Annotated in this window: 14 protein-coding genes; 7 read left to right on the top strand and 7 right to left on the bottom strand. The window is 69.0% G+C overall.

The window, feature by feature from the left end; translation table 11 throughout:
• The first annotated feature begins 55 nt into the window (after positions 1-55).
• Genes EBN03_RS31535 through purH form a run of 3 tightly spaced genes read left to right on the top strand, consistent with a single transcriptional unit; the run spans position 56 to position 4,023 of the window.
• Complete coding sequence (locus EBN03_RS31535) at positions 56-1,726, top strand: cell division protein PerM (RefSeq protein ID WP_122191822.1); 1,671 nt, start codon at positions 56-58, stop codon at positions 1,724-1,726.
• A 60-nt stretch (positions 1,727-1,786) separates the two neighbouring features.
• A complete protein-coding gene (gene purN / locus EBN03_RS31530; RefSeq protein ID WP_233608767.1) occupies positions 1,787-2,443 on the top strand; it encodes a phosphoribosylglycinamide formyltransferase in 657 nt (218 codons plus the stop codon).
• Between the two features lie 11 nt (positions 2,444-2,454).
• Positions 2,455-4,023 carry a bifunctional phosphoribosylaminoimidazolecarboxamide formyltransferase/IMP cyclohydrolase gene (purH, locus tag EBN03_RS31525; protein WP_122191821.1) on the top strand — a complete coding sequence of 523 codons (1,569 nt, stop codon included), beginning with the start codon at positions 2,455-2,457 and terminating at the stop codon, positions 4,021-4,023.
• 357 nt (positions 4,024-4,380) lie between these two features.
• Here the strand turns inward: purH and EBN03_RS31520 are convergent, their stop codons facing one another.
• Positions 4,381-4,827: a hypothetical protein gene (locus EBN03_RS31520; protein WP_122191820.1), complete on the bottom strand. Its 447-nt coding sequence runs from the start codon at positions 4,825-4,827 to the stop codon at positions 4,381-4,383.
• Positions 4,828-5,022: 195 nt separating this feature from the next.
• On the opposite strand from EBN03_RS31520, the gene EBN03_RS31515 reads away from it, so the two are divergent.
• Positions 5,023-5,580: a LysM peptidoglycan-binding domain-containing protein gene (locus tag EBN03_RS31515; protein ID WP_122191819.1), complete on the top strand. Its 558-nt coding sequence runs from the start codon at positions 5,023-5,025 to the stop codon at positions 5,578-5,580.
• Between the two features lie 66 nt (positions 5,581-5,646).
• On the opposite strand, the gene rpsR is transcribed toward EBN03_RS31515, so the two are convergent.
• A complete protein-coding gene (gene rpsR / locus EBN03_RS31510) occupies positions 5,647-5,901 on the bottom strand; it encodes a 30S ribosomal protein S18 (protein WP_122191818.1) in 255 nt (84 codons plus the stop codon).
• Positions 5,902-6,439: 538 nt separating this feature from the next.
• Here rpsR and EBN03_RS31505 point away from each other — a divergent pair.
• A complete protein-coding gene (locus tag EBN03_RS31505) occupies positions 6,440-7,240 on the top strand; it encodes a VOC family protein (RefSeq protein ID WP_122191817.1) in 801 nt (266 codons plus the stop codon).
• Between the two features lie 41 nt (positions 7,241-7,281).
• On the opposite strand, the gene EBN03_RS31500 is transcribed toward EBN03_RS31505, so the two are convergent.
• The 5 genes from EBN03_RS31500 to EBN03_RS31480 are packed head-to-tail and all read right to left on the bottom strand — an operon-like array spanning position 7,282 to position 12,525.
• Positions 7,282-8,046, bottom strand: coding sequence for an MHYT domain-containing protein (locus EBN03_RS31500; protein ID WP_122191816.1), 765 nt, complete (start codon positions 8,044-8,046; stop codon positions 7,282-7,284).
• A gap of 8 nt (positions 8,047-8,054) precedes the next feature.
• Positions 8,055-8,690 carry a GTP-binding protein gene (locus EBN03_RS31495; protein ID WP_122191815.1) on the bottom strand — a complete coding sequence of 212 codons (636 nt, stop codon included), beginning with the start codon at positions 8,688-8,690 and terminating at the stop codon, positions 8,055-8,057.
• A complete protein-coding gene (locus tag EBN03_RS31490; RefSeq protein ID WP_122191814.1) occupies positions 8,671-9,045 on the bottom strand; it encodes a DUF742 domain-containing protein in 375 nt (124 codons plus the stop codon). The genes EBN03_RS31495 and EBN03_RS31490 overlap by 20 nt, the downstream gene beginning before the upstream one ends.
• 7 nt (positions 9,046-9,052) lie before the next feature.
• Positions 9,053-9,457, bottom strand: a complete 405-nt coding sequence (locus tag EBN03_RS31485) for a roadblock/LC7 domain-containing protein (RefSeq protein WP_122191813.1) — start codon at positions 9,455-9,457, stop codon at positions 9,053-9,055.
• Positions 9,454-12,525: a HAMP domain-containing sensor histidine kinase gene (locus tag EBN03_RS31480; RefSeq protein ID WP_233608766.1), complete on the bottom strand. Its 3,072-nt coding sequence runs from the start codon at positions 12,523-12,525 to the stop codon at positions 9,454-9,456. The genes EBN03_RS31485 and EBN03_RS31480 overlap by 4 nt, the downstream gene beginning before the upstream one ends.
• Positions 12,526-12,823: 298 nt before the next feature.
• On the opposite strand from EBN03_RS31480, the gene EBN03_RS31475 reads away from it, so the two are divergent.
• Complete coding sequence (locus EBN03_RS31475; protein WP_122191811.1) at positions 12,824-13,513, top strand: response regulator transcription factor; 690 nt, start codon at positions 12,824-12,826, stop codon at positions 13,511-13,513.
• Positions 13,514-13,625: 112 nt separating this feature from the next.
• Positions 13,626-15,029, top strand: coding sequence for a sensor histidine kinase (locus tag EBN03_RS31470; protein ID WP_122191845.1), 1,404 nt, complete (start codon positions 13,626-13,628; stop codon positions 15,027-15,029).
• Positions 15,030-15,750 lie beyond the last annotated feature (721 nt).

Below are 15,750 nucleotides of genomic sequence, written 5' to 3'. Positions count from 1 at the left end.
CGGACGAGGCACGAAATCCGTTCGCGGCCATGGTCGCGTACGTGGTGAGGCGGCGATGAGACCAACACGTTCGGAGCGAGCGGACGGGCGACGGAACCGGCCGGCGGGCGGGCGGCCGCCCACCGGGACGACCCTGACCCGCGAGGCGCGGGAGGCGGCGGCCCGGCGCACCGGAGAACCCGACGCGGGACCGGCCGTCGCGGCGCTCGACGCCTTGTTCGCGGCCCTGACGCCCGAACGGGCGAAGGTACTGCTCATCGTGGCCGCGCGGACCTCCAGTTTCACCATGGTCACGGTGGTCACGGTGGTGATCGGCGCGCTGCTCTGCGCGCACAGCCCGATGACCGGCGCGTCGGGCGCGATCGCGGCGGGCTGGCTTGCCGTGCACCAGGTTCCGGTCACCATCGGCACCACCACGATCAGCATGCTGCCGCTGGTACCGACCGCGCTGGTCGTCTGGTTGACCGGCCGCGACTGTGCCCGGGCGGTGACACCGGACGCGATGCGCAGCGATCTGGCCTGGATCGTGGGCGCCGCGCTGTTCGGCCCGCTGCTCATCACCTCGGTGTGCTTGGCCGTGGCGCAGGACGCCGCAACCGTGCTGCCGTTGCAGCCGCCGACCACGCTGCTCGCTTTCGCCTGGGTCGGTGGCCTGCATTTCGCGGGTGCTGCGGTCGGGATCGCGGCCCGGCTGGCGGCGATCGGACGCCGGCCCCCGGCCTGGCGGCAGCTGACGGCGGGTGTGCCACCGTGGGTGGAATCCGGTGCGCGGATCGGGGTTACCGCGGTCGGACGGCTGCTGCTGGCCGGTGTGGTGGTGACGATCGGTTCGCTGGTGTGGCACTGCACCCGGCTCGGCGACGCCTACGCGGCGGCCGGGAACGTCGGCGGTGTGATCGGCCTGACCCTGCTGTCGATCGGCTATCTGCCGAACCTGATGATCGCCGCGACCGGCGTGCTGGTCGGTTCCGAGGTCCGCATCGGTGACGGTGGATTGAGCCTGTTCGCGGTGACGGACGCGCGGCTGCCGGCGGTACCGGTGACGGTGGCCGTGCCGTCGGGCCCGGCGCCGACCTGGTGGGCGGTGCTGCTGCTGATTCCGGTCCTGGTGGCCGGTGCGGCGGGCGTCGAGTGCGCCCGCGCGGGTGACGACATCCGTTCCCCGCGCACCCTGCTCACCGCGACCGCGGTGGCCTCGGTGGTGTTGCTGGTGCTCGGCTCGCTCGCCGGCGGCGAACTGGGTGCCTTCGGCTCGAACGGACCCGAGATCCCGCTGTTCCCGGTCGTCACCGTCGCGTGGCTGCTGATCGGCGGCGGGGTGGGCCTGTTCGCGGCCCGCCGGCTCGCACCGCGATTCGGCCGCCGGGCGCCGGGATCGGCGGACGGCTACGACGACGAGGACTACGCCGACTACGACGACGAGCGGTACGAGGACTACGACGAGTACGACGCCGCCGGCGAGTACGAGACCGCCGGCGAACCCTTCGGTGACGACGAATACGAGGTCGAACGTGACGGTTACCGGGCGCCCCGCTATCGCGACTACGCGGACCCGGCGACCCGGCCCGCCGGCGAGGGTGTGATGGACGGCGAACTCCTCGACGACGAGTCCGCGGCAACCGGCCGGTCCCGCGACGGATATCCCGATGCCGACGGCGGCGATATCGTCGATGCCGAGGTCGTGGAAGCGGACCTGCCGGACAGAGGCGAACGGGACGGTCGTTAGGCTTGACGTCAGCGGTCGTTCGGCCGCTGTTCGCTCGCCCCGCCGCACAGGAGTAGACCGGTGACCGCTCCGTCCGCCCAGTTGTTGCCGCCGACCGCACCCGCGACGGTCGTGGTGCTCGCGTCGGGTACCGGTTCGCTGTTGCAGTCGCTGATCGCGGCCACCCGTGCTCCCGGCTATCCCGCGCAGGTCGTGGCCGTCGGTGTCGACCGCCCGTGCGCGGCCACCGATCACGCGCAGGCCGCGGGGATCCCGTCGGTGCTGGTGCAGCTCGGTGACCATCGCGACCGCGCGACCTGGGACCGGGCGCTGACCGACGCGGTCGCCGCGTACACCCCGGATCTGGTGGTGTCGGCGGGCTTCATGAAGCTCCTCGGTCCGGTTTTCCTGGACCGCTTCGGCGGCCGGATCATCAACACCCATCCCGCGCTGCTGCCGGCCTTCCCGGGCGCGCACGGGGTACGCGACGCCCTGGCGTACGGGGCGAAGGTGACCGGCTCCACCGTGCACCTCGTCGACGGTGGTATCGACACCGGGCCGATCCTCGCGCAGGAAGCGGTCACGGTGCTCCCCGATGACGACGAGGCCACGTTGCACGAGCGGATCAAGGTGGTCGAGCGGCGGTTGCTGGCCGATACGGTCGCCGCGGTCGCGTTGCGCGGCATTGTCTCCGACGGACGAAAGGCAGAAATTCCCAATGAGCGAGTACGCCAGTGAGTGAGGTAACGATGGACGCCGTGGCCCGCAAACCGATTCAGCGGGCGCTGGTCAGCGTCTACGACAAGACCGGTCTGATCGAGCTGGCCACCGGCCTGCACGCGGCCGGTGTCGAGCTGGTGTCGACCGGGTCCACCGCGGCCCGGATCGCCGACGCCGGCATCCCGGTCACCCCCGTGGAGGACCTGACCGGTTTCCCCGAGACGCTGGACGGCCGGGTCAAGACCCTGCACCCGCGGGTGCACGCCGGCATCCTGGCCGATCTGCGCAAGCCCGAGCACGCCGACCAGCTGGTCGAGCTGGGTGTGGCGGCGTTCGAGCTGGTGGTGGTGAACCTGTACCCGTTCAGCGAGACCGTCGCGAGCGGCGCCACCCCGGACGAGTGCGTGGAGCAGATCGACATCGGCGGGCCGTCGATGGTGCGGGCCGCGGCGAAGAACCATCCGTCGGTGGCCGTGGTCGTCGACACCGGTGACTACGACGAGGTGCTGGCCGCGGTGAAGTCCGGCGGGTTCACTCTCGCCGAGCGGACCACGTTGGCGGCCAAGGCTTTCCAGCACACCGCGAGCTACGATGTCGCGGTCGCGAGCTGGATGACCAATGTGCTGGTCCCGGGAGCGCCTGCGGCGCAGGAGTTCCCGGCCTGGCTGGGTGGCACCTGGACCCGGTCGGCGGTGCTGCGTTACGGCGAGAACCCGCATCAGTCCGCGGCGCTGTACACCGCGGTGGGCGCGAATCCCGGTCTGGCGCAGGCGGAGCAGTTGCACGGCAAGGAGATGTCGTACAACAACTACACCGATGCCGACGCCGCCTGGCGGGCCGCCTGGGACCACGAGGCTCCCGCGGTCGCGGTCATCAAGCACGCCAACCCCTGCGGCATCGCGGTGGGCGCGGACATCGCCGAGGCGCACCGCAAGGCGCACGCCTGCGACCCGGTCAGCGCCTACGGTGGCGTGATCGCGGCCAACCGTGAGGTGTCGGTCGAGATGGCCGAGCAGGTCGCCGAGATCTTCACCGAGGTGATCGTGGCCCCCGGCTACGCCGACGGCGCGGTGGAGGTGCTGCAGCGCAAGAAGAACGTGCGAATTCTGGTCGCGCAGAACCCGGTTCGCCCGGGCGGCGAGCTGCGCCCGATCAGCGGCGGTGCGCTGCTGCAGGAGCGCGACATCATCGACGCGCCCGGTGACGACCCGGCGAACTGGACGCTGGCCGCGGGTGAGCCGGCCGACGCCGCGACCCTGGCCGACCTCGAGTTCGCTTGGCGCGCTTGCCGTGCCGTGAAATCGAACGCGATCCTGCTGGCGCACGACGGCGCTTCGGTGGGGGTCGGTATGGGCCAGGTGAACCGGGTGGATTCGGCGCGGCTGGCGGTGGACCGGGCCGGTGACCGGGCGGCGGGTTCGGTGGCCGCCTCGGACGCGTTCTTCCCGTTCTCCGACGGCCCGCAGCAGCTGATCGCGGCGGGTGTGAAGGCGATCGTGCAGCCGGGTGGTTCGGTGCGGGACCAGGACACCGTGGACGCGTGCAAGGCGGCTGGGGTGACCATGTACTTCACCGGTGCCCGGCACTTCGCCCACTGACCTGTCACATCGTTTTATCGGAGCCCTGTGCGAGCTGCGGATCTCGCACAGGGCTTCGATCATCCGATCCCCGGGCCCACAAACATCCCGGATCTCGGGTTCCGCATCCGCGCCTCTCGACGCGAATGCAAGCTGATTCGGTTGCGTCGCAAGATCTTTCGTAACCCCTGCTCGATCTCGCGGTCCGCATCCCCTGGACCCGGTGAACGTACCACCGCACTCTGGCCAGAGTGTCATGGGTGATGCCTATAACACCTGAACGGAAGAATCGTGTGACCGAGATCACTCACCGATTCGGGGTCTGTTCGGTGAATTCCATACTGCACGTATGAATTCCGGCCGCGGCAGGTGTATCGGTCACTGCACCTTGCGGCTGCCCAGCGGGTGTTGCAGGTCGATCTCCATGCTGCCGAATACCGCGATCATGCTGCACATGCGGCCCACCGCCTGGGGCAGCGTCCCGGTGCGCAGCGCGACCGTCACCGCGGAATCGGTTTCCGTGGTCTCGACGTCGACTCCGTAACAATCCGGCGAACCCAGCTGGAAGTTCACCGCGATCTTGTCGTCCGCGATCTTGTACCAACTGTCGAAGCGCAGCGGCCGCGGGTTCACGATCGCCGGATCGGCGGTGAACGTCCGGCCCGGCCGCGGCTGCGCCAGCGAGCTCGGCGGCGCCGGCGTCGTGGTCGTCGAATTCTTTTGTGGTGCAGCGTTGCCGGTGTGACCGCAGGCGGCGACGGTCAGGACGGCGAGAGCGGTCGCGGCTGCGGCGGCCAGGCGGCGCGCTCCCCGGAGGGCGTTCATGCGCACGACCCTACTGTGGTGGGTGCCACCGCCGGATCCGGCCCCGGACCTCGCCACGGTGACGATTCGACCGCCGGTCCGGGTAACTGCTGCGCCGCGCAGGGCACCACACTAGAGTTGGCAAACGATTGGCGAATCTAGTTCTGTGGCACGGATCGACTCCCGGTAGTAGCAGCCTCTACGAAAGGACTTCCAGTGGGCGACACACTGAACCTCGGTCAAGAGCTCGGCCTCGGACAGAGCCTGCAGGGTGGGGCGTACGCCCTGACGCTGCAGGAAGACGGCAACCTGGTCCTCACCGAGCCCGGTGGCAACGTGGTCTGGGCGGCCATGACCCACGGCCAGAACGTGAACCGCGCCGTACTGCAGGACGACGGCAACTTCGTGGTGTACCGCTCCGACGGCACCAGCGCCTGGTCCACCGACACCGACGGCCGCGCAGTGGACCGCCTGGTCGTGCAGTCCGACCGTAACGTGGTGCTCTACGACCGCGACGGCAATCCGATCTGGGCCACCGACACCGTCACCGACAACCCGATGCCCGCCCCCGACGACATCGCCCAGGAGATGGCTGCCACGGCCGCCGCCGACCAGGCCGGTGCCCGCACCTACACCGTCGAGCCCGGCGACACACTGTGGGCGATCGCGGAGCGTTTCTACGGTGACGGCAACCGCTACGAGGAGATCGCCGTGGCGAGCGGGATCGACAACCCCGACCTGGTGAATGTCGGTCAGGTGCTGACCATCCCCTGATCCCCGACAGACCACTACGGGCGAAGCGGCTGCGGCTCCGATCATCGGGGCCGCAGCCTCGTACGGCTACCGGTTGGTGAACGGCAGCAACGCCATCTCGCGGGCGTTCTTGATCGCGGTGGCGACCTGCCGCTGTTGCTGCGGGGTGAGGCCGGTGACCCGGCGGCCGCGGATCTTGCCGCGGTCGGAGATGAACGTGCGCAGCAGGTTCACGTCCTTGTAGTCGACGACTTCGACGCCGGCGGCGATGAGCGGGTTCTTCTTCGGTCGCCGGGCTTGCTCGGCGCGGATCTTCTTCGACGGTGCACGCTTCACTGCCATATCAGCGGTCCCTTCTCGCTTCCGAGTGCCGCGTGGCCGCGGCGGTGTGACCGGGCCCCCCGAGGCCTTCCCGATGGCGCCATGGTACCGGGCGGTCGCCCGGGCCCGGCCGGGCGCGGTGGTGATCCTCCGGCGAGACCCGCCGCGGCGGCGAAAGTTGTTCTGTTTGCCGGATTTCGGTGTGTGGGTTGATGAAAAAGTCCGTACGAAGTGATGTTTTCGTGCTCTGGCGCCGGTACTCTCGTGCGAGAGGGCGGGTTCTCCGGTTACCGGAGAACCCGCTCATCGCCACTTCCGGGCCGGGTGCCGTTTCCCCGCCGCTTCCTCCTCGCCCGCGAGCGCCCGCTTTTCGGTCGTTTGTCCAGCGCATGGCCCAAACAAGCAAGTGCCGAACTGGTCAAACTTGTCGTACCGGGCTGGTTGACTAGGGGCGGCCGTACCTCCGGCGTCATCGTCGTACGGCCACCGGCGGCAGGCCGCTGTAGGGCCGGTCGGCGGTTCCCCTTCAACAGGCAACCAACCAGGAACGGAGAATCCGATGCCTGTTCGTAGCACTCCCTGGCCGCAGGGAACCCCGTGTTGGGTCGACTGTCAGGCCGACGATGCGGTGAAGGAAGCCCAGTTCTACGCCGACCTCTTCGGCTGGACCGTCGATCAGCAGGGTCCGGAGGCCGGCGGCTACATCATGGCCATGCGCAACGGCAGATCCGCCGCGGGTATCGGCCCCAAGCCCATGGCCGGCACGCCGTCGGCCTGGACCACCTATTTCGCCGTCGACAGCGCCGACGAGACGGCAAAGAAGGTGACCGAAGCAGGCGGCCAGGTCGTCGTGGCGCCCATGGACGTCATGAGTGTCGGCCGCATGTTCGTCGCCATGGACACCGTCGGCGCGATCTTCGCCGGCTGGGAGGCGCGCGACCACAGCGGCGCCCAGATCTTCAACGAGCACGGCAGCTACAGCTGGAACGAACTGCACACCCGCGAACTGGACCGGGCCGAGGAGTTCTACGCCCAGGTCTTCGGCTTCGACTACACCGAGGTCGGCGACGGTAAGACCATGCGCTACGCCATGTTCACGCCGCCGGGAGCGGACGAGGCCGTCGGCGGCATGAACGACGACACCAAGATGCCCGGCGAGCCCGGCCCGAGCTACTGGCTCACCTGGTTCCAGTACGACAACGTCGACGAGGGCGTCGCGCGGGCGATGGAACTGCGATCCGAGGTGATGATGCCCGCCACCGACTCACCGGTCGGGCGGATGGCCATCCTGGCCGCCCCGCAGGGCGAGATGTTCGGGATCATCGACACCAATGTGCGCGTGGGCGACATGCCGCAGTAGCGGGTGCGGGAGCCGGGCCGGTGCCCGGCTCCCGGCTCGGTTCAGCGCGCAAAGTCGGCGACCGGTACCGATGCCGACGCCTGGCTCGCCTTGCGGTCCGGGGCCACCAGCACCGCCGTGATCGGCACCGCGAGGGTGAGCGTGCCCAGCACGAACAGCGGCACGAACATGCTGAACAGGTCGGAACCGGTGGGCATCGCGGCCGTGTGGTCCAGCCGCACGCTGACCCCGGCCAGGCCGAGGTAGTGCACGCCGGCGTTGGCCACCGCGAAGGCCACCGCCACCGCGGTGAGGCCCGGCAGTGTCCGGGTCCGCAGCGTGCCCGCCAGCGTGGCCGCGACCAGCACCAAGGACAGGACCGCCACCGCGGCGATCGCGAACGGTGAGGTACGCACCGAACCCTGCACGGTGAGATCGGAAACCATCAGCACGTGCATGACCGCGACCCCGGCACCGGCGACGGCACAGGCCAGCGCCAGCTGCGGCAGCGTCGCCCGGGCACCCAGCAACAGCAGCGCGGCCAGCGTCACGGCCACCACGATCGCCATCGACAGGGTCAGCCGGGGCAGATCGAAGCGGATCACGCCCGGGCCGTCCGGCCCCAACCCCAGCATGGTGATGAAGATCGGCAACCAGGTTCCGGTGCCCGCGAACGACACCGCGGCCGCGGTCCGCCAGATCATCCGGAACCAGCTGGTCGCCGACAACATCGATTGCCGCAGGCAAGCCAGTCCTACCACCGCTCCCGCGACCGACACCACGATCGCAAGTCCGACGACCCAGGTGCCGAGGGTGAAGTAGGACATCGCGGTGGTTACCTCTTTCCGGAGGGCGCCCCCTGTTGCAGGGCGGTGAGACGTTGAATCGCGTACTCGGTGACAGCAGCCAGGGCACGCCGCACTTCGAGCGGGTTACGGGCATCGAGGTCGACGATCGGTACACCCTCGCGCACCGACAGCGCCTCCCGCAACTCGGCTACGGGGAACCGTGGTGCATCAGGGAATCTGTTGACCGCCAACAGGAACGGCAAACCTCGCGCCTCGAAGAAATCGACCGCGGCGAAGCTGTCCTCGATCCGGCGGGTGTCCACCAGCACGACCGCGCCGATCGCGCCCCGGATCAGGTCGTCCCACATGAACCAGAAGCGGCGCTGCCCCGGCGTGCCGAACAGGTACAGGGTGAGGTTTCCCGGCAGCACGATGCGTCCGAAATCCATGGCCACCGTGGTGGTTTCCTTGCCCGGCGTGGCCGACAGATCGTCGACACCGTCGGACACACCGGTCACCAGTGCCTCGGTGCGCAGCGGCATGATCTCCGAGACCGCGCCGACGAACGTGGTCTTGCCCACGCCGAAACCACCGGCCACCACGATCTTGGTCGATGCGACGTTGCGGCTGTCGGCCGCGAACGACCGGCCCGCGGCCCCGGCGTCAGAGCGCGCGAAGTCCATGCAAGGTCCTCTCCATCAGCGAGCGACGTTCGTCGTAGGTCGCGTTCTCGGTCAGCGTGGCATGGACGCCGATGGTGCCGGCGACCACCAGGTCACCGATCACCACCCGGACCATGCCCAGCGGGCGCTGCAGGTGCGCGGCTACCTCGGCGACCGAGGGTCGGGTGGTGCCGAGCTTGAGGATCTCCGTGCGGATGTCACCGACCGGCCAGTCGAATTGGCTGGCGTACGGCAAGGTTTCGACGACTGCCTCGAGGGGTAGATCTACTGCGGGCTCGGTGCGCCCGGAAGTCAAGGCATAGGGGCGAACACGTGTGGTCGGTCGGCCCGAACCGGTATCGAAAGGGCTCGACATCTCAACCTCAGACAGCCTGGCGGGCGGTCGCCTGCACGACCGATCCGACTCGATCGACCAGCAGCGCCATCTCGTAGCCGATTCGGCCGATGTCGTGCTGCTTGTTTGCCAGGACGGCCAGGTGCGAGCCGTTGCCGACGCTCATGACCAGCAGGTAGCCCCGCTGCATGTCGACGATCGACTGCATCACCTTGCCGCCGTTGAACAATTGGGCAGCGCCGGCCGAGAGGCTGGCCAGGCCGGCGGTCACCGCCGACAGCTGCTCGGCGCGGTCGGAGGGCAGGTGCGGGCTGGTCGCCTGCAGCAGGCCGTCCGCCGAGACCAGTACGGCGTGCGAGACGCCGGGAACTTCCCGGGTGAACCGGGTGACCAGCCAGTTGAGGTTCTCGTCGGTCGATTGTTTCTGGCTCACTCGGTGCCTCCGTCGGTGTACTGGGCGTCGGCTCGTCCACTGCGGACGCCACTGAGATGCCTGGACAAGCTGCTCCGGATCTCTTCCGGGTCACGGTTGTTGGAGTCGTCGGCCACGGTCAGGCCGCCGGGTACCAGCTGTGCGCCGGGGCGCCGGATCGGCAGACCACCGGAGGTCTTGCCTTCGCTGGCGGGTTCGATCGATTCTGCTGCTGCGGCCCACCCTGCGTCGGCCGGTGATGACCACATTTCGGCTTCCCCATCTGCGGCCGGTTCGACCAGCCATTCCGAGACCATGCGTTGATAGATCGGCGGTGTCGACCCTTCGGGTCGGGTCGGCGCCGCCTGCGGGGCGGGTCGGCCGTTGCCGTTGCCGTTGCCGCCGTTGGTGAGTGGCCACTGCTGGTCGCGCATCGGCGGCTCGACCGGCGCGAAGGCCGCCTCGGCCGGTGCGTACTGCTCGGCCGGTGCGTACTGCTCAGCCGGTGCGTACTGCTCGGTGGCCAGGTACTGCGAGTCGGCCGCCGTGGGCTGCGGCTGGGCGGGCGCGTATTCCGCTTCCACCACCGCGAATTGCGGCTCGGCCGTGGCGAACTGCGCCTCTGCCGCGCGGGTGTCGTCTCCGGTCGCGAAGTCGGGCTCCACCGGGGTGAAGTCGGACTCGACCGGGGTGAACCGGGACTGCATCGGCACGAACTGGCTCTGCGCGGCGAGCCGCGAGTCCGTCACCGGACCGAAAGCCGAAGTGGCGGGCCCGGTCTGCTGCGGCTCCACGGGGGCGTCGACCACCGGGGAGAGCGGCTTCGGCGCCTGGTAGCGGCCCGACGGGCGCGGGTCGCGGAACGCGGCCGCGTCCTCCTCGGGAGCCGGTGACGCGAACAGGTCGATCGGACCGGAAGCCGGCTTGTTCACCGCGGGCCACGGGTTCGGCGGCGTCGCGTCGGTGTTGTGCCCCGCGACCGGCGGCAGCTGCAGGCCGGTACCGGTGGCCGGGCCGTCGGCGGCCGAACTGAGCCGGGTGACCGGCGCGGAACTGCCGAAGTCGGCCGCCGCGCCCGGGCGACGCTGCGGCAGACCGGTACTGGTGACACCGGAGGCGCCGGAATCCACCGGACCGGGCGCGGCGGCGGGACTCGGCAGGGCCGGAACAGACGACAGCGCGGGAGTCGACACGGTACCGGGCAGTGCCTCCAGTGCCGGGCGGGAGAAGGTCGCGGTGACCTGCTGGCCGTTGGTGGTGTTCTCGCTGACCGGCGCGACCAGGGTGCCGGGCAGGTGGACGCTGGCGGTGATACCCGGCTGCTGGGCCATCATCGACGTGCGGCGCAGGTTGACCGTGATGGCGTGTCGCTGTGCGAGCCGGCCGACCACGAAAAGACCCATGCGGCGGGCGGTTTCGAGGTTGACCTCACCACCTGAGGCGAGCCGTTCGTTGATCTTGGTGACGTCGTCGGCGGACATGCCGAGGCCGCGGTCGGTGATCTCGATCAGATAGCCGCCGTCGATCGCCCGGCCGACCGACACCGCCACCGGAGTGGACGGCGGCGAGTAGCGCAGCGCGTTGTCGATCATCTCCGCGAGCAGGTGCTCGACGTCGACCGCCGGCTCACCGGCGACGATGCCGTCCGGCACCGCGCCGATCTCGACGCGCTGGTAGTCCTCGACCTGGGAAACCGCACTCCAGAGCATGTCGGACAACGGAACCGGGGGCAGGTGGCCACGGCGCAACGCCGTACCGGCCAGGACCAGCAGGTTGTCACCGTTACGGCGCATGCGGGTCGCGAGGTGGTCCAACCGGAACAGGCTCTGCAGCCGGGTCGGGTTCTCCTCGTCGCGCTCGAGTTCCTCGATGAGCGTCAGCTGCTGCTCGACGAGGGATTGGCTACGGCGGGAGAGGGTCTCGAACATGTTGCCGATCTGCAGGCGCAACCGCGCCTGGTCGGCCGCCAGGTGGAGCGCCTGGCGGTGCATGTCGTCGACCGCGCGCGCCAGCTGGCCGATCTCCTCGGAGGTGTGCACGTCGATCGGGGCGATCTCGGGCGTCGGGTGGCCCTCACGCACCACTTCGAGCTCGGCGGGCAGGTCCACCGTCGCGACCTGTAGCGCGCCACGCCGCAGGCGGCGCACCGGCACGACCAGCGACCGGGCCACCGCCAGGGCGAGGGCAAGGCCGAGGAGCAAGGTGGAGACGACGATCGCGACGTCACGCAGGACGGCGCCGCGGGCCTCGGAGGTCTTGGTGGACAGGCCGGCGGTGAGCAGGTCCGTCATGTTCATGGTGGCCTGGGCGTAGGCGTCCTCGCCGACGCGCAGGGATTCGGGCACGCCGGGGACATTGACCGGCTCGATCGTGTTCTGGCTCAGGGCGCCGATTCGGGTCTGCAGCGAGTTGAGCATCAGGTCCGACTTGATCGCGGACTCGGCGTTGGTGCCCGCGTACTGGGCGACGGTGACCATCTCACCGCCACCCGCGCTGAGCACCCGGGCCATACCGACCGGGTTGTTGCTCAGCTCGCCGCTGGTGATCGCGAGGTCCTGCTGGATGAACAGCTGGTGACCGGTCGTCAGCGTAACCAGCTGAACCTTGTAGCGGCTCAACAGATCGTCCTTGGCCGAGGCCAGGGAGACGAGGACGCCGACGATGTGGGTCGAGACGTCGTCGGCCTGCTTCCCGATGGCCGCCGGGTCGCCGCTGTGCAGGCTGTTGCGCAGGGTCTGGCCCCGGTTGAGCGCCTCGGTCAGCGCGGCGACGGTCTTCTTGTCCACGCTCGCCACCTGGATGGCGGACTGCAGATTGACCGCAGCCTGATCGTATTTGGCCGCGGCCTGATCGATCGCCGGGTTCGCGGAGCCGCCGACCCCGCCGCCGGATGCGGCGATCGCGAGGGTGTCGGAGGCGAGGTTGTACTCGATCATCGGGCGGATGATCTGTGACTGGTCGGCTGCGGTGGTCAACTGTGCCGTCGTGGCCAGCTCGTCCCGGATGCGCAGCACGGCGAACGCCGACGCGAGGAGGACGGGGAGCAGCAGTACGATGCCGACCTTGCTGGTAACCGACAGATTGGACAAGACCCTCTGCCAAGGCCGCGGTGCTTTGTCCATCCTGGTGCTGTCGCCTCCTCGCGCGATTGCCTCATCGTTCGGTGGCAAGCCCGATGTTGTTACATCGTCTACCGGGACTCCGCGCGGTCACCAAAATCGTAGTCGATATTCGAGTTCAGGCTACCGGCTGGGAACAAACTAGAGGTCTTCTTTTACCGCAGGCAACATACCGTGAGATTTACAGGTCGGCAATTCGATCGTTCCCTGTATAGACATGCTGCGGGCTTCTCATGCGACTCTCAGTCGTTCCGGTCAGACTGTGCCCATGCGGATTCTGGTAGTCGATGACGACCGTGCGGTTCGGGAATCGCTGCGCCGGTCCCTCACCTTCAACGGCTACACCGTCGAACTCGCCGGTGACGGCGTCGAAGCGCTCGACAAGGTCGGCGCGGCGCGGCCCGATGCCCTGGTGCTGGACGTCATGATGCCCCGGCTCGACGGCCTCGAAGTGTGCCGCCGCCTGCGCAGTACCGGCGACGACCTGCCGATCCTGGTGCTGACTGCGCGCGATTCGGTATCCGAGCGGGTCGCGGGCCTCGACGCCGGCGCCGACGACTACCTGCCCAAACCGTTCGCCCTGGAAGAGCTGCTGGCCAGGCTGCGCGCCCTGCTGCGGCGGACCGCGACGGAATCAGCCGCTGACGCATCCGAGACAATGCAGTTCGCGGACCTCTCGCTGGATCCGGTGACCCGCGAGGTGTCCCGTGGCGAGCGATCGATCAGCCTCACTCGGACCGAGTTCTCGCTGTTGGAAATGTTGATGGCGAACCCGCGCCGAGTGCTCACTCGGGGTCGCATTCTCGAGGAAGTTTGGGGATACGACTTCCCTACCTCGGGTAATGCGCTCGAGGTATATATCGGTTATTTGCGTCGGAAGACAGAATCGGAGGGCGAGCCACGTCTGATCCACACGGTGCGCGGCGTCGGGTACGTGCTGCGCGAGACCCCGCCATAGGCCCGCCAGTGGACGCGCAGCAGTATCGACACCAGTGGCCAGAACAGTGATCCGTCCCGGACGTGGAGCCGAGAACGGCTCCACCGTGCCGCCGTGGCCGGAGTCGCCGGACATGCGCCCACCGACGCCGTTGACGCAGTCGGTCTCGCTGCGCATGCGGGTGACCCTGCTGGCCGCCACCGTGGTGCTGGTCGCGGTGGCCGTCATCTCCATCGCCGCGTATGCCATGGTGTCGCGGGCGCTGTACGCCGACGTCGACAAGCAGCTGCGGGCCCGCGCCACGGTGATGATCAACAACAACCTGGACAGCTTCGGCATCCTCCCGGTCCTGCAGATCGGCAGCCTGTACTCCAACGACATCGGTATCGCGCTGATCTATCCGAACGAGCAGGCCTACGTGCCGCCGCAGCCCACCAACCCGCCCATCGGGGCGCAGGAGCTCGCCGTCGCGCACGGCGCCGCCGACTCCTCGCTGCGCACCGCGAGCAACCAACGGGTCCTCGCCGAACGGATGAAAACCGGTGCGACACTAGTTATTTCGCAGCGACTCCAGCCGACCCGGGATGTGCTCGACCGGCTGGCGTGGCTGCTGTTCGTCGTCGGCGGCTGTGGCGTGGTGGGCGCGGCCGCATGCGGAGCCGCGGTGGGGCGCACCGGATTACGGCCCATCGCCCGGCTCAGCGCGGCCACCGAACGCATCGCCCGCACCGACGATCTGACCCCGATCCCGGTGACCGGTGACGACGAATTAGCCCGTCTCACAGTCAGTTTCAACACGATGCTGCGCTCGCTGGCCGAGTCGCGGGAACGCCAACAGCGTCTTGTCGCCGACGCCGGACACGAGCTACGCACGCCGCTGACCTCTTTGCGCACCAATACCGAACTACTGATCGCCGCGGCACGCCCCGGCGCACCCGCGGTGCCCGAACAGGACATGGCCGAATTGCGCGCCGACGTGATGGCGCAGATCGAGGAATTGTCGACCCTCGTGGGCGATCTGGTGGACCTGGCCCGCGAGGACGCGCCCGAAGCGGTGTACGACGTCGTCGACCTCGGCGAAGTCGCCGAGCGGGCGCTGGAACGCGCGCGGCGCCGCCGCAGCGGGATCGAGTTCGTCGCGCAGTTGTGCCCGTGGTTCGTCTACGGGCACGAGGCCGCATTGGAACGCGCGATCCTGAACGTCCTCGACAATGCTGCCAAATGGAGCCCGACCGGAGCACAGGTCCGGGTTACTATGCGCGAATCTGCCGAGGGACTGCTGGAATTCGTCGTCGACGACGCCGGCCCCGGGATTCCCCAGGCGGAACGGGAGCTGGTGTTCGAACGGTTCTATCGCACTACCGCGTCGCGGTCGATGCCCGGATCCGGACTCGGTTTGGCGATTGTCAAACAGGTAGTTACCAAACATGGGGGCACCATCTCCATAGACACATCCGAACGTTCCGGAGCGCTGATCCGAATCGTGTTGCCGGGTGCTGGTATTCCACCGCCGGTTCCCGATATCTCGGAGAACTGATAGTGCCGTCTCAGTGCGTTCTCAGATGAGGTCGCCATGATGATCGCCAGACTCGAGGAGAAACGAGAGATATGACCCAGGACTCGAACACCACGCGGGGCGACGACGACCGCGCGGACGGGCCCGACGCCCCCTCCGCTGGTCCGGCGAACTCGACGGCAGCCGGAGGTTCGGCAGCCGCCCAGCCCGCGGGTGCCGATCCTCAGGGTTCCGCCTCGGCCGGTGCCGAACCACCGGCCACCGGGAAGCCCGCCAGCGTGGCGTGGCAGCGTGGCGGGCGCATGAAGCCCGTCCGCCCGGGCACCTTCTCGACTCCGGCAGCAGCCCCGGCCCGACCGGCGGGAGCCGCGCCGAACGGGACCGGCGGCCAGACGTCGGGTGGACCGGCCGCGAACAGCCAGACACCGGCTGAACCGGCGCCGACGGGTCAGGCGCAAGGCGGTCAGGCATCGGGTAATCCGGCATCGAGTGCTCAGGGCGCAGGTAGCCAGGGTGCAGGTGGCCAGGCCGCGAGTAGCCAGGGCGCAGGTAGCCAGGGTGCAGGTGGCCAGGCCGCGAGTAGCCAGGGTGCAGGTGGCCAGGGTGCAGGTGGCCAGGCCGCGAGTAGCCAGGGTGCAGGTGGCCAGGCCGTGAGTGGCCAGGGCGCAGGTAGTCAGGGCGCGAGCGGCCAGGCCGCGAGTGGCCGGGGCGTAGGTGGCCAGGGCGCGAGTGGTCCGGGTGC

This window comes from Nocardia stercoris (assembly GCF_003696265.1).
In the GTDB taxonomy this organism is placed as follows: Bacteria; Actinomycetota; Actinomycetes; order Mycobacteriales; family Mycobacteriaceae; genus Nocardia; species Nocardia stercoris.
The sequence above is the reverse complement of the archived record's forward strand: the minus strand, read 5'-3'. Positions and strand labels throughout refer to the sequence as shown.

Bases quoted from the DNA above. Each gene is read 5' to 3' on its own strand.
- EBN03_RS31535 (WP_122191822.1), top strand. From the start codon at position 56: ATGAGACCAACACGTTCGGAGCGAGCGGACGGGCGACGGAACCGGCCG.
- purH (WP_122191821.1), top strand. From the start codon at position 2,455: ATGGACGCCGTGGCCCGCAAACCGATTCAGCGGGCGCTGGTCAGCGTC.
- EBN03_RS31520 (WP_122191820.1), bottom strand. From the start codon at position 4,827: ATGAACGCCCTCCGGGGAGCGCGCCGCCTGGCCGCCGCAGCCGCGACC.
- rpsR (WP_122191818.1), bottom strand. From the start codon at position 5,901: ATGGCAGTGAAGCGTGCACCGTCGAAGAAGATCCGCGCCGAGCAAGCC.
- EBN03_RS31505 (WP_122191817.1), top strand. From the start codon at position 6,440: ATGCCTGTTCGTAGCACTCCCTGGCCGCAGGGAACCCCGTGTTGGGTC.
- EBN03_RS31500 (WP_122191816.1), bottom strand. From the start codon at position 8,046: ATGTCCTACTTCACCCTCGGCACCTGGGTCGTCGGACTTGCGATCGTG.
- EBN03_RS31495 (WP_122191815.1), bottom strand. From the start codon at position 8,690: ATGGACTTCGCGCGCTCTGACGCCGGGGCCGCGGGCCGGTCGTTCGCG.
- EBN03_RS31490 (WP_122191814.1), bottom strand. From the start codon at position 9,045: ATGTCGAGCCCTTTCGATACCGGTTCGGGCCGACCGACCACACGTGTT.
- EBN03_RS31475 (WP_122191811.1), top strand. From the start codon at position 12,824: ATGCGGATTCTGGTAGTCGATGACGACCGTGCGGTTCGGGAATCGCTG.
- EBN03_RS31470 (WP_122191845.1), top strand. From the start codon at position 13,626: ATGCGCCCACCGACGCCGTTGACGCAGTCGGTCTCGCTGCGCATGCGG.